At 34.2% G+C, this 25738-nt stretch carries 22 protein-coding genes; 4 read left to right on the plus strand and 18 right to left on the minus strand.

Annotated features, from left to right (window positions below; translation table 11 throughout):
* Positions 1-209 precede the first annotated feature (209 nt).
* The 3 genes from ACFO5O_RS08370 to gldB form a co-directional block, all read right to left on the minus strand.
* Positions 210-2057: a hypothetical protein gene (locus ACFO5O_RS08370; protein WP_387962753.1), complete on the minus strand. Its 1848-nt coding sequence runs from the start codon at positions 2055-2057 to the stop codon at positions 210-212.
* Positions 2058-2265: 208 nt separating this feature from the next.
* The gene (gene gldC, locus ACFO5O_RS08375) at positions 2266-2589 is read right to left on the minus strand and encodes a gliding motility protein GldC (protein WP_387962755.1); all 324 of its coding nucleotides are present in this window, start codon (positions 2587-2589) and stop codon (positions 2266-2268) included.
* Positions 2590-2592: 3 nt separating this feature from the next.
* Positions 2593-3555, minus strand: coding sequence for a gliding motility lipoprotein GldB (gene gldB, locus ACFO5O_RS08380; RefSeq protein ID WP_387962757.1), 963 nt, complete (start codon positions 3553-3555; stop codon positions 2593-2595).
* Between the two features lie 81 nt (positions 3556-3636).
* Between gldB and nadE the strand changes: the two genes are divergently transcribed.
* Both nadE and ACFO5O_RS08390 read left to right on the plus strand, forming a co-directional pair.
* On the plus strand, positions 3637-4425 hold the full coding sequence (gene nadE, locus ACFO5O_RS08385) for an NAD(+) synthase (protein ID WP_387962759.1): 789 nt from the start codon (positions 3637-3639) through the stop codon (positions 4423-4425).
* Between the two features lie 121 nt (positions 4426-4546).
* Positions 4547-5176 carry a response regulator gene (locus tag ACFO5O_RS08390; protein ID WP_387962761.1) on the plus strand — a complete coding sequence of 210 codons (630 nt, stop codon included), beginning with the start codon at positions 4547-4549 and terminating at the stop codon, positions 5174-5176.
* Here ACFO5O_RS08390 and dnaG read toward each other — a convergent pair.
* The 7 genes from dnaG to ACFO5O_RS08425 form a co-directional block, all read right to left on the minus strand.
* Complete coding sequence (gene dnaG, locus ACFO5O_RS08395; protein WP_387962763.1) at positions 5173-7143, minus strand: DNA primase; 1971 nt, start codon at positions 7141-7143, stop codon at positions 5173-5175. The two genes, ACFO5O_RS08390 and dnaG, sit on opposite strands and share 4 nt — an antisense overlap.
* A gap of 150 nt (positions 7144-7293) precedes the next feature.
* Complete coding sequence (locus tag ACFO5O_RS08400; protein ID WP_387962765.1) at positions 7294-8373, minus strand: hypothetical protein; 1080 nt, start codon at positions 8371-8373, stop codon at positions 7294-7296.
* Positions 8374-8438: 65 nt separating this feature from the next.
* A complete protein-coding gene (locus ACFO5O_RS08405) occupies positions 8439-9230 on the minus strand; it encodes a hypothetical protein (protein WP_387962766.1) in 792 nt (263 codons plus the stop codon).
* Positions 9217-9780 carry an RNA polymerase sigma factor gene (locus ACFO5O_RS08410; protein ID WP_387962768.1) on the minus strand — a complete coding sequence of 188 codons (564 nt, stop codon included), beginning with the start codon at positions 9778-9780 and terminating at the stop codon, positions 9217-9219. The genes ACFO5O_RS08405 and ACFO5O_RS08410 overlap by 14 nt, the downstream gene beginning before the upstream one ends.
* 117 nt (positions 9781-9897) lie before the next feature.
* The gene (locus ACFO5O_RS08415; RefSeq protein WP_387962770.1) at positions 9898-10875 is read right to left on the minus strand and encodes a polyprenyl synthetase family protein; all 978 of its coding nucleotides are present in this window, start codon (positions 10873-10875) and stop codon (positions 9898-9900) included.
* Positions 10876-10944: 69 nt separating this feature from the next.
* A complete protein-coding gene (locus ACFO5O_RS08420) occupies positions 10945-13551 on the minus strand; it encodes an alkaline phosphatase family protein (protein ID WP_387962772.1) in 2607 nt (868 codons plus the stop codon).
* Complete coding sequence (locus ACFO5O_RS08425) at positions 13548-13706, minus strand: hypothetical protein (RefSeq protein ID WP_387962774.1); 159 nt, start codon at positions 13704-13706, stop codon at positions 13548-13550. The genes ACFO5O_RS08420 and ACFO5O_RS08425 overlap by 4 nt, the downstream gene beginning before the upstream one ends.
* Before the next feature lie 105 nt (positions 13707-13811).
* On the opposite strand from ACFO5O_RS08425, the gene ACFO5O_RS08430 reads away from it, so the two are divergent.
* Positions 13812-14648, plus strand: a complete 837-nt coding sequence (locus ACFO5O_RS08430; protein ID WP_387962775.1) for a hypothetical protein — start codon at positions 13812-13814, stop codon at positions 14646-14648.
* A 240-nt stretch (positions 14649-14888) separates the two neighbouring features.
* Positions 14889-16127 (plus strand): T9SS type A sorting domain-containing protein, encoded by a 1239-nt coding sequence (locus ACFO5O_RS08435; RefSeq protein ID WP_387962776.1) that lies wholly within the window; start codon positions 14889-14891, stop codon positions 16125-16127.
* Between the two features lie 47 nt (positions 16128-16174).
* Here ACFO5O_RS08435 and rlmN read toward each other — a convergent pair whose 3' ends face one another.
* The 8 genes from rlmN to rsgA form a co-directional block, all read right to left on the minus strand.
* Positions 16175-17215 (minus strand): dual-specificity RNA methyltransferase RlmN, encoded by a 1041-nt coding sequence (rlmN, locus tag ACFO5O_RS08440; RefSeq protein ID WP_387962778.1) that lies wholly within the window; start codon positions 17213-17215, stop codon positions 16175-16177.
* A 207-nt stretch (positions 17216-17422) separates the two neighbouring features.
* Complete coding sequence (gene queA / locus ACFO5O_RS08445) at positions 17423-18472, minus strand: tRNA preQ1(34) S-adenosylmethionine ribosyltransferase-isomerase QueA (protein ID WP_387962780.1); 1050 nt, start codon at positions 18470-18472, stop codon at positions 17423-17425.
* A gap of 73 nt (positions 18473-18545) precedes the next feature.
* Complete coding sequence (aroA, locus tag ACFO5O_RS08450) at positions 18546-19769, minus strand: 3-phosphoshikimate 1-carboxyvinyltransferase (protein WP_387962782.1); 1224 nt, start codon at positions 19767-19769, stop codon at positions 18546-18548.
* A 43-nt stretch (positions 19770-19812) separates the two neighbouring features.
* Positions 19813-20139, minus strand: coding sequence for a nucleotide pyrophosphohydrolase (locus ACFO5O_RS08455; RefSeq protein ID WP_387962784.1), 327 nt, complete (start codon positions 20137-20139; stop codon positions 19813-19815).
* A gap of 2 nt (positions 20140-20141) precedes the next feature.
* Complete coding sequence (locus ACFO5O_RS08460; RefSeq protein ID WP_387962786.1) at positions 20142-22163, minus strand: DUF3857 domain-containing protein; 2022 nt, start codon at positions 22161-22163, stop codon at positions 20142-20144.
* A 6-nt stretch (positions 22164-22169) separates the two neighbouring features.
* On the minus strand, positions 22170-24074 hold the full coding sequence (locus tag ACFO5O_RS08465; RefSeq protein ID WP_387962788.1) for a DUF3857 domain-containing protein: 1905 nt from the start codon (positions 24072-24074) through the stop codon (positions 22170-22172).
* A gap of 228 nt (positions 24075-24302) precedes the next feature.
* Positions 24303-24758: a D-aminoacyl-tRNA deacylase gene (gene dtd, locus ACFO5O_RS08470; RefSeq protein WP_387962790.1), complete on the minus strand. Its 456-nt coding sequence runs from the start codon at positions 24756-24758 to the stop codon at positions 24303-24305.
* A complete protein-coding gene (gene rsgA, locus ACFO5O_RS08475; RefSeq protein WP_387962792.1) occupies positions 24755-25705 on the minus strand; it encodes a ribosome small subunit-dependent GTPase A in 951 nt (316 codons plus the stop codon). The genes dtd and rsgA overlap by 4 nt, the downstream gene beginning before the upstream one ends.
* Positions 25706-25738: the final 33 nt, after the last annotated feature.

Below are 25738 nucleotides of genomic sequence, written 5' to 3' on the forward strand. Positions count from 1 at the left end.
ATATTTGCCTTTTTGGAACTATTTCTAGTGACCATTAACACTTTAATTGAGAATAGTATTAAAACTAAAATAAACGTGTAAGTTATAATGATAAATAATTGATCATACATAAAATTATCATTTTTATAATTGTACAAACATAGTTTTAGATTAAAACAAGAAAAGCGCAATTAGCAAATAATTGCGCTTTATTTTAAATGAAAGACATATTAATTTTGAAGATCATAAGCATATATGTTGCTTCCACCTGATTTATAATAGAGATACCCCCCTAATTCATCAACTTCATATTCAGGTTTTTTATCCTTTAAAATAATTTCTTTGTCGATTTTACCAGAATCCTTATTGACTTTAACTAATCCAACACCTTCATCAAGCTTGGTCAAAATAAAAAGTGCATCTTTTGTAGCTGATGTAGCTTTAAAACGTTTTGCCATTTCATTAAATGAAGCCCCTCCAATTTCAGCAAACATTTTAGACTTTCTATCCATATCTGCACCATAACTATTGTATTGGCCTATTGCATTTTTATTAGCACCTGCTCTAACAGCAGCAGACATGGCCATTGTTGTTGAAGCTACAGCTAACACACCAAATGCAATTTTTGCGAACATACTTTTACCTGGAGATGCATAATGTTCCTGAAACGTTTTGTTGCCTTCAAAATCTAACATCATGACATTTTGATTTGATGACAAAAAGAAGCCACCACCTCTAATCTCTAATTGTGTAGGGTCTTCCTTTTCTTTAAACTCATAAGACGCGAAATTACTTATGTCACCAGTAGTTTCGTCAATGGCTAACATATCTTCTCCAGTACTTATCATATAACGCTTTTGTGATGCATCATATGTGCTCGTAACAGCTTTAGCACGCTTATATTTAATAGGTTTATTCCAAATAGATTCTCCACTAGTCAAATCAATAATATCAGCATCTTCATCTGTAATATAAATCATACCTTTTGGAGTTAACGCCATGGTATGTATATTTTCTCCTGTTTTTAAAGGTTTTTTAAATAGTGGTGTACCATCAAATGAAATTTTATTGATTCCTCCTTCTGCAATTCCAAACAAGATTCCATCATCCATTATATAAAAGTGTTGAACATATCCTTTTGTTTTGGGGGCCTTGTCCCATAAATCTTCCCCATTATTAGATGACAAAAAACTTATATTACTTTGTGCCTTGGCCGATAACAACTTACTTTGACCTGTATCTGCAACATCACTTACCACCGCTATTCCTTTTGGAGTAATTTCAAAATTGGAAACCAGACCTTTCACTTTGTTTCCATCGGGCCACATTAGACTACCTGAACCGCTTACTTTATAAATTTCATGATTTTTACCATTATTAACAGTCACAAAAGCATACATTGATGTTCCATCTTCAGCTTCTTCAATAAATGAAACACCTTTAAGGTCTAGAGTCCATGTTTCATTTCCAGTGGCTAAATCAATACGTGTCATGCCTTTTCGTGCTGGAATAATTAATCCCCCATTAATAATAGCTGGCCTTCCAACCATATAATCAAATCCTTTAAGGACAAACAATTTTTCTTCGTTTCCAGTTACCATGTCATATATCCCAACAGCTTGTGCAAATTTCTCTTTGGAAGTACGTTGACCTGAAACTATCAATTTATTTTCTGGAAGCAAAAGGGTTGGTTGTCCTGCTGCTTTCCAACCATTAGCTTTAGTGTCAAACACCCGCTTACCTGTTACTACATCAATCACACTTTGTTTACTAGAAATACCACCAAAACCTGTTTGCCCTACCATTACATAAGGCGTATTTGGAATGATATTAATTTCTTCTTCCTTTACTTTCCCATAATCATCAAAGTTGAATACCAATGCGGCCTCTCCAGGTTTAATACCTGCCAATCCACTGTTATGTGTTATTAATAGGACCCCAGAATCTGTTAAGATCATTTTTTCAATATTTCCTCCTACATCATATGTATAATTAGGGGAATCTACTTTTTGAGCATAAATGACATTGATTAATTGAAAACAACTAAATGCCAATAGAATGTGTTTAATTTTCCTCATGGTTGAATGGTTTTTTGTTCTATACGAAACTAAAACAACAACCCATTGAAGTCAATACGATGAATTACGTATATTTTAATAAAAAAAGCACCAGTTTCCCTCATTTTTGGTCTAACTGATGCTTCATCTCAATGTTTAATTAATAGCCTTACAAAAGTATGCTCTTAATCTAAGTGATTTATTATCTCATGATTAAGTAACTGTTAAGCTATTTCTTTAAATCTAATTTTTCAGCAAAATAATCACAAAAATCCTTCATGGTTGCAGTCATTTTTTCGTCTTGAGTAGCACGGTTAAATGTATCACTCATGGCCACCAAGGTTTGATGAAAAAACTGTTTCATTTCGTCAATGGGCATATCTTTAGTCCAAAGATCAATTCGTAAGGTTTCTTGTGATTTACTGTCCCAAACGGAGAGCATCATTGCCTTTGCTTCCTCGTTAGAGATACCGCCATCTTCAGCAGTCCAACTTAATTTTTCAGGGATTCTATTGTCATCCAATTCTACTGATAATTCTATTTTTGAAGTCATAAACTAATCCTTTCTTGGTTTAAATTTAGCTTTGTTAAATATTTCGTCTGCATCTTTTTGAAGCATATCCATCAACGAAACATCATTATTATTCATGTAAGCCCTTACAATTTGCCAGCCAATATACTGTCCCAATCGTCCTGGTGATTCAGAATCAAGTTCTAGATAAAATTTTGTAAAAGGTGCTGGCGCAACGAATCTACTTGGCAAGCTACTATCTGTATTATACAAGAGTTCTTTTTCAATAAAATAACGCCATATATAACTTTCATTAGAAATGGCCCAATCCAACTGTTCTTGAGAATATCCTATTTTTTCAGCATCCGAAATAAAAGGAACCATTTTATCTTTAAAATAAAGCAACTTTCCAAAGTAAATCAACTCGTCCAATAAAGTTTTTCTCTGTGATTGAAAACTATATTTTTCTCCATAGTTTGCGGCTAAATCTGATACAATTTGAGACTCCTTCATGTTTTGTGATAAGTACTTGGGTATATCACCATAAAATTCATGCTCAGTCCCCAAATAATTATCTAAGGCTATTAAAACAATGGTATCTGTGGCAATAGTTTTGTTTCTATAATCCACGAAATTGGTAAGTGTTATTACCCTGGGAATACTAAATGTTTTATCGTAGTATTTTAGATGCTGAAATAATTGTTTTAGTTCATTATTAATCGTTCTCAAGTCTCCAAAGGCCTTATCAACTTCAGTCAACAGCTGCTGCTGCAAGGTGTCATTTAGATTACTTATCCAAACCGAATCACTTATTCGCTTTGGGAATAAAAACGGAAAAGTACTTTTAAGTTTTGGTAAATCCTCTGGCTGTGCTTCTGCAAAGGCTCTATCAAATCTTTCAATAGTAAAATTGACATCAATTTTAGCAATTTCTTTTTCAATGGCCTCGTCCTTTTTACAGCCTAAAATCGTAACAATAGTAAAAAACAGAATAAGCTTCCTATACATAAAACTTAATAGTTATAATTTTTATTACTTCCTTGTTTGGGTTATTTTTGTTTGCAAATGTAACTATTTAAAACTTTAAAAATGCAAACAGAACAGGTTGTTGAATACATTGTTAATTGGTTAAAAGATTATGCGACAAACGCAAAAGTTAATGGATTTGTTGTAGGAATCTCTGGCGGAATTGATTCAGCCGTTACATCTACCCTTTGTGCCAAAACCGGTTTGGACGTGCTTTGTATCGAAATGCCTATTCATCAAGCCGCGAGTCATGTGAGTCGAGCACAAGAACATATTACTCAATTAAAACAACGGTTTGATAATGTAAAAGATATTAGAGTAGACCTCACCCCAGTTTTTGAAGAATTCAAAACGGAAATTTCGTTAGAAGGCAAACAAACTACTGTCGACATGGCTTTGGCCAATACCCGCGCTCGATTACGAATGACCACCTTATATTACCATGCTGGTTTACTGGGATTGTTAGTTGCAGGAACAGGAAATAAAGTTGAAGATTTTGGCGTAGGATTTTATACAAAGTATGGTGATGGCGGCGTAGACTTAAGTCCAATCGCCGATTTATTAAAATCTGAAGTTTATGCACTAGGTAACTTCTTAAAAGTTCCAGAATCTATAATGAAGGCTGCTCCAAGTGATGGCCTTTTTGGTGATGCTCGTAGTGATGAAGATCAAATAGGTGCCTCCTATCCAGAATTAGAATGGGCCATGCAAATGAAGAGTGAAGGTAAAACTATTGATCATTTTGAAGGTAGACAACGTGAAGTTTTTCAAATTTTCAGCAGGTTCAACAATGCTAACATGCACAAAATGAAACCTATACCCGTTTGTGAAATTCCACAGCATTTAAAATAATTCAACTTAATAACACAAGATTCTTTATAAAGATGTCGATTTTTTTAGTAACTTTAACTGTCAGATCTTACCTCCAATTGAATTTATTACTTAAGTTTTAACCTTTAACCGACCTGTAGCCATGATTAAAGTACTCGTTGTAGATAATCATCCAATTGTAAGAACTGGCCTTAAATTATATTTTGAAGGCGTTCCTGACATTACTGTAGTGGGCACTCTTAAAAGTGGTATTGAAATTTTTGAATTTGTTAGACGCTATCCTGTTGATGTTATCATTTCAGAAATAGATTTACCTGAATTGAATGGCATTACGGCACTACGAGCCATAAAAAAGGAACATCATCATCTTAAAGTTATTATGTTTAGCCATCATTCTGAATCTATTTATGCTTTAAGTACCTTAAAAGCTGGCGCATCTGGTTACTTGTCAAAAACTGTAGAAGTTGAAACTATAAAAGAAGCCATCTATAAAGTTCAAAATGGTGGCACATATTTAAGTGACCAAATGAACAAACAATTAAATTACAGTGATAGCCGAAAATCTGGTGGTCGCATGTATAAACGTTTGTCTACACGAGAAGTGGAAGTGCTGAAGCTCTTATCTTCTGGAAAGAAAAACAAAGAAATCGCTTTAGAATTAGACATTAATGAAAAAACCGTAAGCACCTATAAAGCACGCTTGTATAAAAAACTTAATGTCAATAATCTCGTTGATCTTATGCATCAGGCTAAGCAAATGGAACTCAATTAAACTTTGGCTCCGATAACTTTCCCTAATTTTCTGGAGAGCAGCATTTTCAACCCTAAATAATCTTTTACGTCTTCTAAAATACCTTTTGAGTTTGATTCCTCCCTCAAAGTGTCTTGTTGATATTCGGCCACTTTTTTATCAATTAAAAAGCAACGCAAACTTAAAATGGTTTGATTTACTAATTGGGCTATAGACTCGGTTTTTTCTTTAGGAATAATATGATTACGTTCCCAATCGTGTAATGCGTAACGTTCATCTTCCATCAAAATTGTCGTTACCTCATTTGCCGTTTCCATATCCAATTTATTGACAAAATCTTTTGTTGAAAATTCAGGTTCTTGATGCAAAGTGTCTATTATGGTATAATACAACGCTTTAAATTTAGGGTGACTAAACTGCATCTCATCTTCTTGAAGATCTAAATAAATTTTTTCAAACACCTTAGCTTTATGGATTACAGGTTCTAGTTTTAAGTCTCCTGTTTTTTCATCTTCCTTTAAAACCAGATCTTCAAAGTCTTCGGTTTCATTGCCGTACAACAGTAAAATTTCAATGATTTTGCGCTCGAGTTCATATTGAAGATTTACCTTTTGTTTTGGTTGTTCATCTTTTATAACTTGAAATGCCTTCTGCTCGGTTTTAAATTTTGTATTGGCATCCTGAACCTCCTTTTTGTTGATTTGCGCCAAAGTACTAAACAACACATTTTCGCTAATATCCATGATGCGAGAACATTCCTGAATATAAATTTCCCGCTTGATTTGATCAGGAATTTTGGAAATACTATTCACAATATCTCTAATGGTCTCGGCCTTTTTAATGGGATCATTTTTAGCATCCAACATTAATAACGATGCCTTAAACTGAATAAAGTCCTTCGCGTTTTCTTCAAGATAAATTGTCAATTCTTCAAGCGTATTTTGCTTGGCAAAACTATCAGGATCTTCACCCTCTGGAAAGCTACACACCTTAACGTTCATTCCTTGTTCTAGAATCAAATCTATCCCACGAATTGAAGCTCTAATCCCTGCTGCATCACCATCAAAAAGTACAGTAATGTTTTTTGTTAGCCTGTTTATAAGTCTAATCTGCTCTGGCGTTAATGCAGTTCCAGATGAGGCTACAACATTTTTAATCCCTGTTTGATGAAACTGAATTACGTCGGTATAGCCCTCTACCAAATAACAATTATCCTCTTTTGCTATACTTTGTTTAGCATGGTAAAGACCGTAAAGCACTTTGCTTTTATGATACACCTCACTTTCAGGAGAATTTAAATATTTAGCAGCTTTCTTGTCGTTTCCTAAAATACGCCCACCAAATCCCAAAACACGACCACTCATACTATGAATTGGAAACATGACACGCCCTTTAAAACGGTCAAATTTCCTGTCTTCTTTCACGATGGTCAATCCTGTTTTTTCAAGATAATCTAGCTGATAGGCTTTTTTTATGGCTTCATCAGTGAAAGCCTGCCATTCTTCAAGAGAGTATCCTAAATTGAATTTTTTGATGGTCTCATTAGTAAAGCCGCGTTCCTTAAAATAACTCAAACCAATGGCCTGTCCTTGATCGGTTTTAAAGAGATTTTTCTGGAAATAATCACTGGCAAATTCGTTCACTAAATAAAGGCTTTCACGCTCGTTAGCTTCTTCCTTTTGTTCATTAGTTTGCTCGGTTTCTTCAATTTCGATATTATATTTTTTGGCAAGGTATTTAATCGCTTCAGGGTAGGTAAAGTGTTCATGCTCCATTAAAAAGGTTACCGCATTTCCACCTTTACCACTCGAAAAATCTTTCCATATTTGTTTTACTGGAGACACCATGAAGCTTGGGGTTCGTTCGTCACTAAATGGGCTTAAACCCTTAAAATTACTGCCTGATTTTTTAAGCTGAACAAAATCACCAATAACCTCCTCTACTCGAGCGGTTTCAAATACTTGTTCTATGGTAGATTTTGATATCAAATTTGAAGATTTTAAAGTGTATAAAATTAATATAATCTATTGGAAGTAAAAATTTAATGCTAGCATAAATCAAATCCTATTCAAAATGAATAATAACAAAAAAACCCCAACTGATAAGTTGAAGTTTTTGAAACTATTTTTTATTAGCGTTTAATCTAAATCAAAACGCAGTCCTAATGATATATTATTTTGATCAATAGCTTGATCTTTAAACAACGAATTTAAATCATACTTTGCATATAAACTCACATTATCGATTCCTACATATGCACTCAAACCATAAATAAAGTCTGACGTGTTATAGTTGCGTCTAATTTTTTGTTTGACTCTATCACCATCTTCTTTAAAACGTAGTTTTTGTTGGGTTCCAATATTAAACCCAGCATACCCACCAACACCTATTTTAAATTTATTATGGGTTGAATACCTGAAATAATTGTCTCTTTCTACTTTTTTCGAAGGTCCAAATTCAAAATGTATTGGAACAACTAAGTTAGTCACTCGAAATTCAGATTCGATTAGATCAGTCGGAAAATCTTCTAAAGTGGTAACATCACCATTTTGAACGAAGTATTTATCGTCCTGTGGGGATAATTTATTCCATTGAAATGAGAATCCATATTTTAATCGAAAAGCATTGGAGTTTTGAAAAACTCTAGTTTTCCAAGCCCAGCCCAATTCAACAAAACCAGAGCCCAAAGTTTTATAGGAATCACCAATAGATTCACCATCAATCAACGTGTTATTGACACCAATCGCGAAGACAAGCTCACTAGATGAGCGCTTATCATATTTACGGTATTTATTATGTTGATTTTTTATCCTAAAACCTGCGAAACTTTCGTTTTCTCCACCTATACTAATGCCAATATAATCGCCTTTATCGGAATCATCTCTGTCATATCCTTCAGCATTACGTTTAAGTAACTCTATTTTGTTGTCTAAAATTGCTAAACGGTTTTCAATATTTAGAGCACGCTTTTGAGCTGCTTCCTTTTTAAGATTTTCAGCTTCGGCTTCAGTAAGTTCTCCTTGATCCAAACGTAGATTAATCGCTTCGACCTCTTTTTTGAGAAGTTCCCGTTCTTCATTTTTAATGGTTTCTTTTAAGTCTTGAAGTGACTCAATTTTAATGGAATTGTTTGTTTTTTGATCTGTGTCTTGCGCATTTAGGTTGCCGGCATGAAGGCATAGCATACCTAGCACAACAAATTTGGTAATTGTGTTCATAAGTGTTTATTTAATGATTAATGATTCTTTTTTACACCTCGAAAGGTTTAATGTGATATTTGATTTTAATTGTTACGTTCGGCTACTGCTGTTTTTACAGTTTCATAATTACTTTTAAGAGCTTCAAAGACCTTGGCTCTAAACGATTGATCCAGATCTGCTTCAACGTCTTGAAGAAGTGCATTAGCATCTACCGTACGGGTTTTTTCGTTATATATTCTGTTCGTTAAAATTTCCTTTTCGGCCCGTTTTAAAAGGACATCTATTTCAGCTTCGGTGATTGTGCTATTTTCAGACTTTAGCCTGTTAATTTCGTTAACAACAGCATCGACTTTAGCATTTTCAAAATCAGAAACAGATAATGAAGACTCCTTTAAATTGTTATGAACTCCTAAAGCTTCTGTTAAAGGCAAATTGGCTTCTCCTTTCAAATCTGGTTTCTGTTTATTTTTAGCAACATTATTATTTGAAGATATAAGTGTTTTGAGTTCCTTTTGTTCAATAATATTATCAGAATCATTGCTTACTATTTCTGATTTTGTTGGTTCTTCAGAAATAATCGCCTTATCATTTAAAACATTACTTTCATTTGGAGCTTGAATATCTTCGCTAATTGGTGTTTCGACCAAAACTGGCTCAATGATTTCTTGCTTTTGGCCTTTAAAAAATAAGCTCGTTACCAATAGTATACCTACTAGACTAGCTGCAATTCCAAACCACCAAAACTTCGATTTGTTCTGTTTATGATCTTGAGCATCCAAACGATTGGCTAATAAATTCCAAGCATCTTCAGATGGTTGTATTGTTCGCTTTTCAAGCTTTTCTTTGAGTTTTTCTTCAAATTTAATTGGTGCCATAGCTTGTTGTATTTAATTTTTTAATCTCTTGTTGTAACAACTGTCGCGCTTTGAACAGTTGCGATTTTGAAGTGCCTTCAGAAATGTTTAGCAATTCGGCAATTTCATTATGCTTATAGCCTTCAATCGCGTACATTACAAATACCATTTTGTAACCTTCTGGCAATTCATCAATAAGTTGTTGAATTTGTGCAACTTCAATTTCGCTTTTTATATTGTTTTCATAATCTTGAGGTGACTGAACGTCTTCAATTGAAAATTCAATTTGCCTTTGTTGTCTCAAGAATGAAATGGATTCTCTAACCATAATTTTTCGTAACCAACCTTCAAAACTTCCTTCATTTTTAAAATTCTTCAAATTGGTAAAGGCTTTAAAAAATGCATTCAACATCACACCTTCTGCATTATGCACATCTTTTACATAATACCTACACACGCTTAACATTTTGGGAGCATACATATCATACAACACACGCTGCGCATCACGATTATTTTTCGTGGCATTTTGAATTAATTCAACATGATTTGTGTTTAGCTGGATAACTTTCAAAATACTGTTTGTTAGGTCTTCTATTTATAAAGACGCAAAAGTTGTGCAAATGGTTGCCTGAAGGTTAAAAAAAATCAAAGATTATTAGTTTGGGGAATTGAAAAAGCAAAAACATTCTTACTTTTTTCTATCGATGACATAATTTACCATCAATTCTAGAGCCTCTTTAAATTCTGATTTTGGATAGACTTCCAGAAGTGTTAAGGCTTCTTGCTGAAACGATTTCATTTTGGTCACGGCATAATCTAAACCTCCATTTGTTTTTACAAAAGCTATGACCTCTTTTACGCGTTGTTTGTCCTTATTATGATTTTTGATAGAATTAATTAACCAGGCCTTCTCTTTTGCCGTACAAATATTAAGCACATGAATAAGTGGCAAAGTCATTTTTTGCTCTTTGATGTCGATTCCTGTAGGCTTGCCAATTTGCATTTCACCATAATCAAAAAGGTCATCCTTAATTTGAAATGCCATACCAATCAATTCGCCAAATTTTCGCATAGTTTCTACTTCGGGCGAATTTGGTTTAACAGAAGCTGCTCCCAAACTGCAACAAGCCGCAATTAAGGTGGCTGTTTTTTGACGGATGATATCGTAATAGATGTCTTCGGTAATATCTAGTTTGCGTGCCTTTTCGATTTGAAGTAACTCGCCTTCGCTCATTTCACGAACAGCAACCGAAATGATTTTTAACAGATCGAAATCATTATTATCAATTGAAAGTAGTAAGCCTTTGGACAATAAATAATCCCCAATTAAAACGGCAATTTTATTTTTCCATAATGCATTTATTGAAAAAAAACCTCTACGTCTGTTACTGTCATCAACAACATCATCATGCACCAAGGTGGCCGTATGAATCAACTCTATGACGGATGCCCCACGATATGTTCGTTCACTTACTTCGCCATTATTGATCATTTTCGCAACTAAAAACACAAACATAGGTCGCATTTGTTTGCCCTTTCTGTTAACTATGTAGTGGGTTATACGGTTAAGTAAGGCTACCTTACTAGACATGGAGAGCAGGAACTTTTGTTCAAAAAGCTCCATTTCATAGGCAATTGGCTGGTTTATTTGTTCTACTATTTTCAATAGTGACTATATAAGGATATACATCACAAACGTACTAAAAATGTAATTGAAAAGCTATTTTGGCGAATTTTAAACTTGGCTTTTATTTCGGTATAATGACTTATCAACACATTTGGCCATTTCAGGCACCTCCAACTTTAAGCCAATAAAATTTGAAATTTTTTGAGATGTCACACCTGGGTTGTTTAAAACATCAACATAATCAACATAAATTAGCTCCACTCCAGGTTCTTTATTCTTCCATGTTTCTATATGATTTAGTTGCTTTTGAAAAGCCTCAAATAAGTTCAATGGAAGGGTATCTGTATCTTTACCTATCATTTTTTGCTGTGATTTAACTATTTCACCTAGGTCGCGTTTCATAAAAATCACTTTATACCTGTATTTAGGGTCTAAAAATTTAAGAAGAGGTGCAACAACCTTAACCGATTTATTTTGAGCAAGCTCAAGCCACGAATTGTCTTTATGTATTGACATTACAGGTTCATACTCCAAATATCCCATTGGATTTGATACATCAGCCGCTCTTTTATTATCAACTAAAACCTCAACACCACCTTTATCAAGCATTTGCATCATAAGTGATGTACCCGATCTAGGCAAGCCAGACACGATAACAATTTGGTCTTTTCGGTATTTGTGTTGATTTTTATCTTGAAAAGTGGGATTATTAAGGAGTTTATCTTCGACATTTTCGATGGCTTTTTCGGCACGATAATGCGTTCTTGGTTTTAATCTAGCTGCAGTTTCAAAGGCCTTTTTCGCATTAACAAGATCGCCCATTTTTTCTAAAGCTTCACCCAAGGTATAGTGTGCTTCGGGAAAATACTTTACTAACTCTATAGCCGTGAGAGCATGATCTGCTGCCTCTTCAAATTCTCCTAAACGCATATAGCAAGCGGCTAGTGCCTGATGAAATTTGGCTTTATCGCTTTCAAATCCTAAGGCTTGCTCAAAAGCCTCTTTTGCATCTTCAAACTTTTGGATTTGCATATAGATTTGTCCTATTTGATACCAAACTTCAGAATTGGGTTTATTGTCTTTTGCTTTTATTAAAAGGTTTAGTGCTTGTTTCACATTGCCTCTTCCTAATAAAATTTTAGCTTCAGAAAAATAGGTGTTAATTTCAAACTTTTTGTCTCTTGTTCGCAATTCATTTAAATATACTTCAGCCTTATCAAACTCTTTTTCCGCCAAACTTATGCTTAGTAAATCCATGTAATACGGAATTATGTCGACGATAGACTCCCCTACTTTAATATCGTGAGGACTCGGCTTGTTTTCGGCCTCCTTATTTATGTCTTTTTCCTCATAAACTGGATAAGTATCCTTTACTAGGTCTACAAGAAGTTCTTTTGCTTTTTGATAATCTTTTTTACCTAAATAGACCCGTGCCAAATTATGTTTCAGGTCGCATCTTGTTTTTAAAATAGCATTTTCGATTTTCTCTTCCGGTTTTTCAATATAGCCTAAATCGATAAGCTGTTGCATGGTATCTTGATCTGACAGCTGATCGACCTTTTCGAGATTTTCATGTTGACCAAAATCTCCGCTTACTGTTTCCCAACTATCAATATAGGTTGGTGTACGCATTTCCTTAAAAATATCTAAGGCTGGTTTGCCATCCATATCCCGACCTATTGGAAGATCAAACATGTGTAATAGTGTTGGTGTGACATCAATTAATCCTAATCCGAACACTTTTTCGTTTTGTTTGATGTTTGGCCCCGCAGCGACAAACATTCCAAATTGTCGATGCTCTAATGCAGGTGCTGCCGGATATTTAGGCATTTTTGTGATGCGTCTGTGACCTGATTCAAATCCGTGGTCTGACATAACAATCACCGTAGTGTCCTCATCTATTAGCTCTAAAGTTCGCTCTAACATCATATCTTGAAAGCGATAAGCGCCCATTACAGCATCTTTATAAATCTCAAATTGCTTTTCAGGGATTACATGCTGCTTTGGAGGATGAAATTTCATAAAGGCATGACAAAAATGATCAATTAAGTCATAATAAATTGCCGTAAAATCCCATTCTTTTTCTCGCATCACATAAGTAGAAGCCGCATGAACCGAAGTGTTTTCGGCCATAACCTTGGCAAATGATTGCAAGCCTTTGTCTTTTTCCTGATCTATTTCTGCAGCCTTTGGTAAAAAAGGCAAAATATGAGCCTCGGTAATTTCATGTGGAAACATGCGTAAATCATGAATCTCTTTTGTAAGAGACTCTGGATGAATTGTTCCATTTATAATAGGGCTTTTTTCTTTAGGATTAATTTTAACCTTCTGAAACTTATCTGAAACAATCGTACCATTTATTGGTTCAGCGGGAAAACTAGGCCACCAACCTACCATATTACTTTTATAGCCTTGATTATGTAGTATATTCCAAATGGCTTTTACCTTCCTTGATTCCACGGTTACAGGCCGAATGCCTTTCAAGTTTGGCATGACTTCTATAAATCCTAATACTCCATGCTTATCTGGTGTCATGCCTGTGGCCACCGACGACCATAGCATAGGGGAATAAGGCGGATCCATCGTCGCCATATTACCATAAACCCCTCTACTTATTAGTTTTTTCAATGCAGGCATATGCCCTTTGTTAATGAGCGGCCAAATTAATTTCCAGTCGGCGGCATCCCAACCGATTAACAGTACTTTTTTGCTCATTTAGAATCCTTGTTATAAAACTCTTGTTTTACCTTCCGCCAAGCACGTAAACCAATGTCGCCATAGGCCAAAAGACCTAGTGAACCTTTTTCGGTGATTTCAAAACTTGGTAGTTTGTTTTCAGTTGTAAGATTTTTATTTTCTTTTTTAGACATTTATTGAATTAATTACTTGAAAATTACTATATTAGATAGACCATATCTGCGATGTGAATTACTCGGTTATATTAATCTAGTTTAACGCGTATTTTTCAGAAAGATATGAAAAAAAACACTTCACAAAAGCTCCCCAAACGTTTATCTAATTATGGCGCATTATCGCTTGCCATTGCTGGTATTACAAATGCTTCTGATCAAATAATTTATACAGATATTCCTGATGAAATAGTTTCCTCTGGAAATGTGTTTTATTTGGATGTAAATAACGATTCTTATAGTGACATAATACTCTTGGCTTACAATTCTTCTACATATACTAAGGCTGCATTTTGTCTACCAGGTGGATATAGTTACTCAGGGGGTAATAGAATATCTAAAATTGTAGGCTTAAATCCAGGCAACTATTTTTATTATCCTTCAAACATGAGTAAAGGAGAAGTTATTAATCCGGCTAATGACACGTTCTACGGTTTTGGGCAATTAAACATAGAAGGATGTGCAGGTTCTAGGAGTCAATTCTGTGATGGTCAAGACGGCTATGTTGGTCTCCATATGAAGGTTGGTTCATCAACATATTATGGCTGGGTTAGAATCCAAGTTGCTGCAAATGGATCAAGTATTACCGTTAAAGATTATGCTTATGAATCCGCTCCAGGAGTTACTATTGCCGCTGGGGATACCGGCGTATTAGGAATGGAAAATAGCCTTTTAAACACTATTAGAATAGTGGTTTTAAACAAAAGCATAAATTTATATAATGTACCAGAGCGCACAACTTATAAGGCACTTAATATGTCTGGAAAAGAAGTGCTAAAAGGCATAACAAATACCCCTGACCATGTGATTGAAGCAGCAACACTAGCCTCTGGTATTTATATAGTAGAATTGGCAGACCCCAGCTCTCGTGGTCTAATCAGGAAAAAAGTGGTATTGAAATAAATCAATTGCGTTTCTTTTTGGTAATTGAGTTCAATTAATCTTGCAGCCTATGTAAATAAGTTGGCAAAATTTGTTTTAACGATTTTAAATTAGATTCGAGATCACAATCCGTTTCATTTCCTAATTTTTTTTATAACGCAGAATATCGTCTAATTCAATAAGTTAAACGAACATACTTTCATGGATTTGGATAACCCTAAATTAATTTATACTTTTTATTTTATTTTCAATATAAAGCTTATGAAGAAAATTACTTTACTCACCTTTTTAATATCATTCTACAGCAATTATGCGCAAAACACTTGTGCTACTGCTATAAATGTTTCAACCGGCGATACAACTGTTGGAACTATAGACGGAACTGATTATGTAAATGGATGTTATTGGGATGCTGGAGACCATGCTACATTAAGCGAATGGTACTCTTTTACTGCAACAGTTAATGGTGTTGTAACGATTACTTCTGATTTAGCCCAAAATGGTAATGTTGACACGAGACTTAATTTATTTTCTGGATCCTGTGGGTCACTAATATGTATTGCTGCATCTGATGATATTGGTATATCAAGTAATTCTTTTTCTGAAATCACTTTTGGAGTGATTTTAGGTCAGACTTATTACTTTCAATGGGATAATGCTTGGGAAACTACGGGTTTTGACTTTAACTTAACCGAAACTGCTGTGAATTGCAATAATAGTTTACCGTATTCTGAAGATTTAACTAATCCCAACTTTTTTTATGCTTGTTTTGAAAATATCGATAATTATGACAAACCGAATTTAAATGACTATGCGTTTAAGTGGTCTGTAAAAGACTATGGCGATGGCAATAACATGTTTAGGTCTCCTTCTTTTGACGCCGACTTTGGAGATTTAGAAACCGATAATTGGCTAATTTCTGGCGCTATAAATCTAACTTCTTATTCAACATCTGATATTATTAATTTGACTTGGATTGCAAGAGGAAAAGAAACTTTAGCTCCCGCCGAAAACTATACGGTTTATGCTGCTACCAGTAATGTAATTGCGAATCTTGAAGCGAGTCCTGTGACATTTAATGAAACCTTTGTTGAGGGTGGTGAAGGCGATGGTGCTTTTACACCGACAAGAACATTAGACTTATCTTCACTGGCAGGAAACATGATTTATTTCGCATTTAGACATCATAATGTACCAGGTGGTCAAGCTGAACTTAATATTGACAATATAGCCATAACAGCAACTCTTGGGATTGACGATCAAATTGCGAAAAGCTTTAAGCATTATTATAATAAAAATAGTGAGTCACTAATTTTAAAATCACCACATAGTGTGTTTTCAAATGTTCAATTATTTGACATTTTGGGCAAGAAGGTTTTAAGTAGAGACTTCACTTCTTCTGAAGCTCATATTAATTTATCGCAATTGGACAAAGGTGTTTATATAGCAAAAATTAGATTGGCTGGTGAAATCAAAACCATTCGATTTATAAAACAATAATCAGAGGCTTTAGATACGTTTAATAAGTTTCCATAACGTCACTTATTCTAACTTTTATTAGCTAATTGCCCACATGCGGCATCAATATCTTTGCCACGTGATCGCCTAACGGTAACAGTTATATGATGTTTTTCCAACATGGATACGTACATATCAATAGCCTGGTTACTCGCCTGTTGAAATTCACCATCATCAATTGGGTTATACTCGATTAAATTTACTTTGCTTGGTGCAAATTTGCAAAATTGAATTAAGGCATCAACATCTGCTTTTGTGTCGTTAATTCCTTGCCACACTACGTACTCGTAAGTTATTTTGTTTTTTGTTTTTGCATACCAATACTGCAGTGCTTCCCTTAAATCGTTTAAAGGAAATGTGGCATTAAATGGCATAATGGATGTTCTAATTTCGTCTATTGCAGAATGTAAGGATACCGCTAATTTAAATTTCACCTCATCATCGGCCATTTTCTTAATCATTTTTGGGACTCCCGAAGTTGATACCGTAATACGTTTTGGAGACATTCCCAAACCTTCTGGTGATGTAATTTTATCTATAGCTTTTAACACATTGTTATAGTTCATTAAAGGTTCACCCATACCCATAAACACAATATTGCTTAATGGCCTATTAAAATACAATCGACTTTCATTATCAATTGCCACTACTTGGTCGAAAATCTCGTCTGGATTAAGGTTTCGCATGCGTTTTAAACGTGCCGTTGCACAAAATCGACAATCTAGACTACATCCTACCTGCGAAGACACACATGCCGTTGTTCTAGAAGCGGTAGGTATCAATACTGATTCCACTATTAACCCGTCATGAAGCCTCACTGCATTTTTTATAGTTCCATCGGTACTACGTTGCATTTGATCCACCTTAATATGATTGATTACAAAATTGTTTTCAAGCATTTGACGCGTGGGTTTGGAAAGATTGGTCATGTCATCAAATGAATGCGCTCCTTTATTCCAAAGCCATTCATAAACTTGATTACCACGAAAGGCTTTGTCACCTTCTTCCACAAAAAAATCGCGTAACTGATCTTTGGTGAGTGCTCGTATATCTTTCTTCTTAATTTCCATAGATGCTGCAAAAGTAATGAAAGGTTTCCCGATTTTAGTTTTTTACATGTTGATTTTATGGTTGATGCCTGTGCATTAGTGGTTGAAGTGGCATCCTTTTGTTGCAAACAAAAGATATAACGGAAAACACGACCACGCTTTGCGTGGGAATGCCACAAAAAAAAGCCCTACAAATTTGCAAGGCTTTAGTTCAAGATTTATTTTAAATTAAAGAATTAACATCGCATCTCCATAGGTGTAGAAACGGTATTTTTCTTTAACTGCTTCTTCATAAGCTTTTTTCATAAAATCGTGACCTGCAAAAGCCGACACCATCATTAATAAGGTTGATTTTGGTGTGTGAAAATTGGTCACCATACAATTGGCAATACTAAATTCGTAAGGTGGAAAAATAAACTTATTTGTCCATCCTGAAAACTCATTTAGAGTACCACTTGAAGACACCGAACTCTCAATAGCTCTCATTGTAGTTGTACCTACTGCGCAAACACGTTTTTTATTAGCAATTCCATTGTTAATAATCTCCACTGCTTTGCCATCGATTTCAATTTCTTCACTATCCATTTTGTGTTTTGAAAGATCTTCAACTTCTACTGGATTAAATGTTCCTAAACCAACATGCAAAGTTACTTCTGGTAGTTCAACACCTTTTATTTCCAAACGTTTTAATAAATGTTTAGAAAAATGTAAACCTGCAGTCGGAGCAGCTACAGCTCCTTCTTTTTTTGCGAAAATGGTTTGATAACGCTCTTCATCTTCTGGCTCAACCTGCCTTTTTATATATTTTGGGAGAGGTGTTTCACCTAGTTCAGTCAATTTTTGACGAAATTCTCTATAAGATCCATCATATAAAAAACGTAATGTTCTTCCCCTAGAGGTTGTATTATCTATAACTTCGGCAACTAAAGTATCGTCATCACCAAAATAAAGTTTATTACCAATTCTGATTTTACGGGCTGGATCTACTAACACGTCCCAAAGACGTTGTTCTTCATTTAATTCTCTTAACAAAAACACTTCAATACGTGCTCCAGTTTTTTCTTTATTTCCATAAAGACGTGCTGGAAACACTTTAGTATTATTTAAAATCATCACGTCTCCTTCATCAAAATAATCGATAAGGTCTTTAAATAATTTATGCTCTATGGTTTTCTTTTTTCTATCCAATACCATTAAACGGGCTTCGTCTCTAATATCTGATGGACGGTCGGCTAATAGTTCTTCTGGAAGTTTAAAGTTAAAGTGGGATAATTTCATGTGTTATCTTTATTTTTTGAAAGGTGCAAATATACAATCTCCATATAGGGCTTGTCAAGTAAATAGCGGATTATTATTCCTTTATTTGAAAACCTAAAGATTTTAAGTCGGTCCAAAAGTCTGGATAAGATTTTGAAACCACCCCAGCATCTTCAATTTGCAGGCTTGTTTTTAAAGCCAAAGGTGCAAATGCCATGGCCATTCGGTGGTCATTATAAGTTGCAATAGTTGGATTTGGTTTGATGTTTTTGGATTGGTATAAATGAAGTGAGTTATCGGTAATTTCGATTTTAGCACCAAACTTTTCAATTTCGTTTTTTAGAGCCACCAAACGGTCGGTTTCCTTTATTTTTAATGTATGAAGTCCAGATAAACTACATTCTACCCCCAAACCAAGGCAAGTAACAGCAATTGTTTGGGCAATATCTGGAGCATTAGAAAGATCAAAAGCTTTTGGACTACTATTTTGAGAAGTCTTTTTTAAGGCAATACTGTTTTCTGCGAACGTAGTTTCTACTCCAAATTCCCGATATATTTTGACCAAAACTGAATCCCCTTGAAGTGAATTTTGTTTATATGATGACAACGTAATTTCTGTACCGATCTCACTTAAAGCGACTATGCTATAAAAATAAGATGCTGAAGACCAATCTGACTCAACCGTTAAGGTTTTAGGATTGACAATCTCATTCATAGGTTGAACAGTAATCACTTGACCAACAAAGCTTGTTTGGACACCTATTTGATGCAAGAGGTCCAAGGTCATATTAATATAAGGCACCGACGTAATCTTACCTTCTAAAGTAAGCTCTATTCCATTTTTCAATTTAGGAGCAATTAACAACAGCGCAGAAATATATTGACTACTTACATTAGCTTGCAATTTTACCTTGTAATCTGTTAAGGTTTTTCCTTTGATTCGCAATGGTGGACATCCTTTGGATTCTAAATAACTAATATCAGCACCCAATTGATTTAAAGCTTCCACTAAAATCTCTATGGGGCGTTCTTTCATACGTTGCGAACCTGTAAGTACAACTTCTCGCCCTTCTTGAATTGCAAAGAATGCTGTTAAAAATCGCATAGCCGTTCCAGCATGATGAATATCAATAACATTATTTGAAGTTGTTAAGGCATGCTTCATGACTTTACTGTCGTCAGAATTTGAAACATTAGCTATTGAAAGTTGCGGATATAAAGCTTGCAACAATAATAACCTATTAGATTCACTTTTAGAGCCTGTTATGGTTATTGTAGATTGCTTGTCGATCGAAGATCTTTGTAGTGTAATAGTCATAAAAAAACGCTTCTTAAAAAGAAGCGCTAAAGATACTTATAAATTATTTTAATTTATCATTGTTATGGTGTCTATCATGATCTCGTTTGGTTTTTTTATCCATCCGCTTGTCAAAAGCTTCTTGAAGATCGATTCCGGTTTGATTTGCTAAACATAGCACTACAAACATGACATCGGCCAATTCTTCACCAAGGTCTTTGTCCTTATCACTCTCTTTTTCACTTTGTTCACCGTAGCGTCTAGCAATAATGCGGGCTACTTCTCCTACTTCTTCAGTTAACTGGGCCATATTGGTTAGCTCATTGAAGTAACGAACTCCATGTGCATTAATCCAATCATCGACAATTTGTTGTGCGTTTTTGATATTCAAAATTAAATTTTTGTAAGTACTATCTTCTCACTCTGTTTTTCCACTAACAAACTATAAAAATTTTTGAAAAAATCATAATCACTTGAAAGCACTAAAGAAGTATTTAACGCAAAATTAATGGATAATTGTAAATATTTACCATTTTCTTTAGCCAAATAAGAAAACTCCCCTGTTTCACCATTAAATTGGAATTTCTCATTTTTAGGCAAGTATTCAACCTTATAGCCATCTGGCAGCATGATATTGATCATATACTTATCCGAAATAGGATGATTTAAATCAATTGGGTAGTTGCGATGATTTTGCTTGAAAGGATTTTCTTTTGTTGTTAAAAATAGTAGCGGTGAAAAATAAAGTTTATCTCCAATTTCTTCAATTCCGTCGCCAAGTGTATAATTATAGCTTACTTTAATTGGTTCTGCTGCAAGTTGAGCATTCTCGATTTGCAAATCTGAAACCACTAATTGACCCTTGTCTTTTTCTAAATATTTAACATATTCCTCTGGATTTAAATTCACAAATCGATCTCTAAACCTCATAGCCAAGTAATTTGTAGTTTGGCTTCTAACATTTCCTTCAATTGTTAAATCAGGATTGATTTTCACATTTAATGCGATCATTTCACTAGAGTTCACAGTTGGTGTTAAATTAATCCAATCTGAACTTCCGTTTTCACGAATAACACGACCTTGCCAGTTTAATGTTCTTAATGGTAACGTGTTAATGGTACTGTAAGGTTCTGTTGCATCCAGCAATGCACTGAACTCTGGAGTTTCGACCAAGCAAATCACATAATTAAACCCTTGCCTAGTTGGAAATAAAGGTATGCCATTATTTTTAGTACTCACCAAAACAGGATCAGCTTTAAGTCCAGCATAGCGCAACATTGAAACTAGCATTAAATTTATATCTGCACTGTTTCCAGCCCCTTCCTTATATGCTGATCTAACTCCCTTTTCACTTGTAAATCCAATAAAATTATTCCATTTTACTTTAGATTTTACAAATTCATAAATCAAATAGGCTTTTTTTAAATTATCAGTTACGCCAGCTAATAAAGCATTAATATCATCGTCATAATATCCTGTTCTATCTAATTGACTACCAAACTCTGGGCTATCATAAATTGTTCTAGTAACATCATCCCATGACGAAGAATACGTTTTTATCGCCTCATTAGGATATCTTGTTGCAGTGTGCTCCAAAATTAATTTTGATCTATAATTATCCAAATTATCAACTAAAGGTTCAGCTTTTAGCGCAGGTATATTGGATTCATTACTCAAAATGATATTATCTTTATAATCTATTTTGGATTGTGAAAAAGAAGTTGATGTAGGCCCTATTTTATTAGCATTTGTTCTTGATTTATCGTTAAAGGTTAAAAAGTTATTTTTTGTTGATTCGGCTAAACGAGGGACATATAATGCCCTTGGATTTTGTAATTTATTATAAATAAAATATTCTGGTGTTTTAACCGAAATTTCCAATTGGTTAATTGGTATGGTGTACTGAAAATCAATGTCATCTATTGAAAGATATGGTGATACTATCTCATATTCAAATTCAATAACACAGCCTTCCTTGATATTTGGCATAGTAAACGACTCAAACTTCCAATATTTATTCGCTACTTCTTCAAACATTCCGTCTTTTTTCAACTTGTCCTCTACAATTTTACCATCAATTAAGTTATAAGTATAACCTTTTAATGATTGTAAATTTTCACTATTGGCATTCGATCTATTATAAAGTCTTACTTTTCTTGTAGCCCAATCAAAGCCATCTTTATTATAAATTTTAATTCGTTCATGTACTTCTCTTTTTTGCACAAATCCATCACCTTGGATGTAGTCAAATCTAACGGTTTCCTTTTTGTATAATACAGCTGCACTTGTCGAAGAATCAAGAGGATGGATCTTCTCTTTTAGTTCTTCTTCAGATATTTTTCCAAATTTGAAATTCTGTGCATCTAATGTATAACAGCATATTACTATAAATGCAGATAAAATTAAATGTTTCATAAGGTATTAAGGGTTAGTGATGAGTACAATTTTGGTTTTGTCGTGTTTAGCAACATTTAATTTAAACTCCCTAAAGGCCTCATACTCTTCCTTGGGATAATAGCCTTTGTTTAAAATATATGTCCGTTGATATAGAATTGAATTATTTTCTTTCAGAATGAGCACGCATGAATATGTACCGTACTTTGTTTCAATATGAACATCCTTAGGCAAGGCTTCTAAACCTAAATTAGCATCTAATTCTATTAGAAACTCATCTTTTTCGGTAATCCCTCTTTCTATTTCAAAATCTAATGTTCGATCCTGATATCTTGTAGGTATGTCTGAAATTCTGTTCAACACATTGGGCTGGAACAATAATCGTGTACCACTTTTTGTGGCATAATTTTTTGCTGAAAGTTTAACATTCTCAATAAACTCAATTTTGTCCTTATCATTAATAAACTTCATTTGATCGATGGATAAGTTATTAACATAACCCCAATATTTTTTCAGATGAATGTCCTGATCTCTTGCAGGAATATTTTGAATCCCCTCACGCAAACCATAGATATATCCATACGATTTTAAATCTACTTCACCTGTTATTGATCCATCTAGATTCATTTTAATTTTGGCATTTGTGTGCTTTAAATTTACATCTGCGCTGTATATTTTTGTGTGGACTACCTTACCCCCTTCAGGGGTGATTAGTATCGCATCTCTATCATCGGTCCAGCCTGCGATGTATCCAAATGGGTTAGTTTGACTTGTGCATTCTAACCAAATGTCTTCTTCATCATTAGGTATACATAGCACTACATGATCTCCTTGGGTTGACGAAAAATCTGAATCAATATTTTTTATACTTCTATCCCCATAAATAACTGCATAATGCGCTTCTACTCCAACCTCTTTTAATAAGGCTTTTGTGTAGTTCGAAAGCCCTTTACAATCGGCATAACCCAATCTATCAACGTCGGCTGCTAACATGGGTTTCCAGCCACCTATACCCACTTGAACACTTATATATCTTGTTTTCTCTTGTACATAATTGTAAACCTTCTTTGCCTTTTCTAAATCAGTATTCAAATCAAATGTTAACGTTTTTATTTCGGTTTTTACTGATTCAGGTATTTCTTCAGTACCAACTAATAGTTTATCATGCATCCATTTACCAAAGTCTTCCCAAGTATTATTTACGCCTTTTACACCTTCCATATTAAATTCAGTCAATGCTGCTTTTAAAGATGGACCATAGGTTCTAAATTCTGGGCTATATGCTTCAGGTTTAATCGCAATTAAATTCTTACAGGAATAGTGATAATCACTATGTTTTTCAATATTATAACTATCAAAATTTGTTGTTTTTACCTTTAAATTTATACCAGAAGGATTAGATATTTTATAATATGAAAATTGTGTGCTAGCATAAAACCCTTCAAGGGGCAACCACCCTGGGATAAATGCAGTGGAGGTGTATTCTATTTCAGCTTCTAAATGAATGGTATAAGGATAATTTATCGGCGTGTAGTTTAAGTATTTTACCCTGCTATCTGAATACAAAGATCCGCCATCAACAGCACTAACATCCATGAAGTCGTTCTTTTTAATCTTTTTGATATCTTTTCCAAAAGCGTCATAAACTTTAACTTCAAGTTTTTTAATACTAATATTGTCATCATAACCAAAAACTGCTCCATGGTCAACATTACCTTCTTTATTTAATATGGTAACAACACGGTTTTCTGTGTATACCATCTTATTATAGGCCTTGATTTCGATATCAACAGCACTATATCTAATCACAGCATTAGCATTAGCCTTAAGTTCTAAAGGAATTGTAGTTGAATCTAAAAAGTCTTCGTTTTGGGAATATCCACATAGGCTTAATAAGCCAAACAGAGAGAGGGATAACAATTGTTTGATCATTAGCGAATGTTATATTCCAAAAATAAAAATATTAAGATAATCTTAACGTTTTTTAACAAATTTATTTTTCAACATGTAACGATCTAGATGACGACCCTCAACACAACAAACTACTTAAGCTTGTTAAGCTCATCATTTAGTCATTCAGAAAAATCAACCAGGATTATTTATAAATTTAAGTTGAGAGGCAACTTTGAATATTATTATGCAGTATTCCTTGATCAGAAATTAATATTCTTTATTTTTTGTATCAATAATAATAGTAACCGGGCCATCGTTTAAAAGCTCTACCTTCATATCGGCCCCAAATTCTCCCGTTTGTACAACTTTACCCAAATCCTGTTGAAACTTTTCAACAAAAGCTTCGTACAACGGGATAGCAATTTCTGGTTTGGCCGCCTTGATATAACTAGGTCGATTTCCTTTTTTTGTGTTTGCGTGTAAGGTAAACTGACTTACAACTATAGCGTTACCATCTCTATCGAGAATTGATTTGTTCATCACCCCATTTTCGTCTCCAAAAATTCGAAGATTAGCAATTTTTTTAGAAAGCCATTCAATATCTTCTTGGGTATCCTCATCACTAATTCCTAGTAAAACTAAAAGACCATAAGAAATTGAAGCAACAATTTTATTATCAATAGTTACACTTGCTTTTGATACGCGCTGAATCACTGCTTTCATTCGTTTTCCCAGTTTTCTGTGCGATAATTTTCATCATCACCTTGTATAATTTGTACGTAGCTACGATATCTTGAAAAGGCCAGCTCATCTTTATCAAGCGCCTCCTTTACAGCACATTTAGGCTCTTCGATATGAAGACAGTTATTGAATTTACAATCCTTTTTTAACTCAAATATTTCAGGAAAATAATCGCCAACTTCTTCTTTGTCCATATCAACAATGCCAAATCCTTTAATTCCTGGCGTATCAATAATTTTTGCTTCAAAACTCAAGTCAAACATCTCGGCAAATGTAGTGGTATGTTGGCCTTGCATATGTTGTTCAGAAATTTCCTTTGTCTTTAAATCTAATTCAGGTTCTATGGCATTAACCAATGTTGATTTACCAACACCAGAATGACCTGCAAACATGCTCACCTTGCCTTTCATGAGCGTTTTAACCTTATCAATATTTTTTCCAGTAGCTGCTGAAATTCCAATACATTCATAACCTATTTTACGATACACATGAGCCAAGTACTTAACCTCATCCATAGCCGATTCGTCATAAGTATCTAGCTTATTAAAAAGTAATATTGTTTTTACCGAATAGGCTTCCGAAGTCACTAAAAATCGATCAATAAAGCTGGTGAAGGTTGGTGGATTATTTATAGTCACTAGCAAAAACACTTGATCTATATTACTGGCAATAACATGGGTTTGTTTAGATAAGTTAACCGATTTTCTTACAATATAATTTTTGCGATCATGAATTGTGTGAATAAGACCCGTAGTTTCATCATTATAGGTTTCAAGTTCAAAATCCACAACGTCTCCAACAGCTATTGGATTTGTACTTTTAATCCCTTTTAATCGAAATTTCCCTTTAATTCTGCATTGATAAAACGTCCCTAAATCTGTTTTTACGGTATACCAACTTCCTGTAGATTTATAAACGTGTCCTGTCATCAATAACTAATTAGTTAGACTGCAAATTAACAA

The organism is Geojedonia litorea (assembly GCF_042654525.1).
In the GTDB taxonomy this organism is placed as follows: domain Bacteria; phylum Bacteroidota; class Bacteroidia; order Flavobacteriales; family Flavobacteriaceae; genus Geojedonia; species Geojedonia litorea.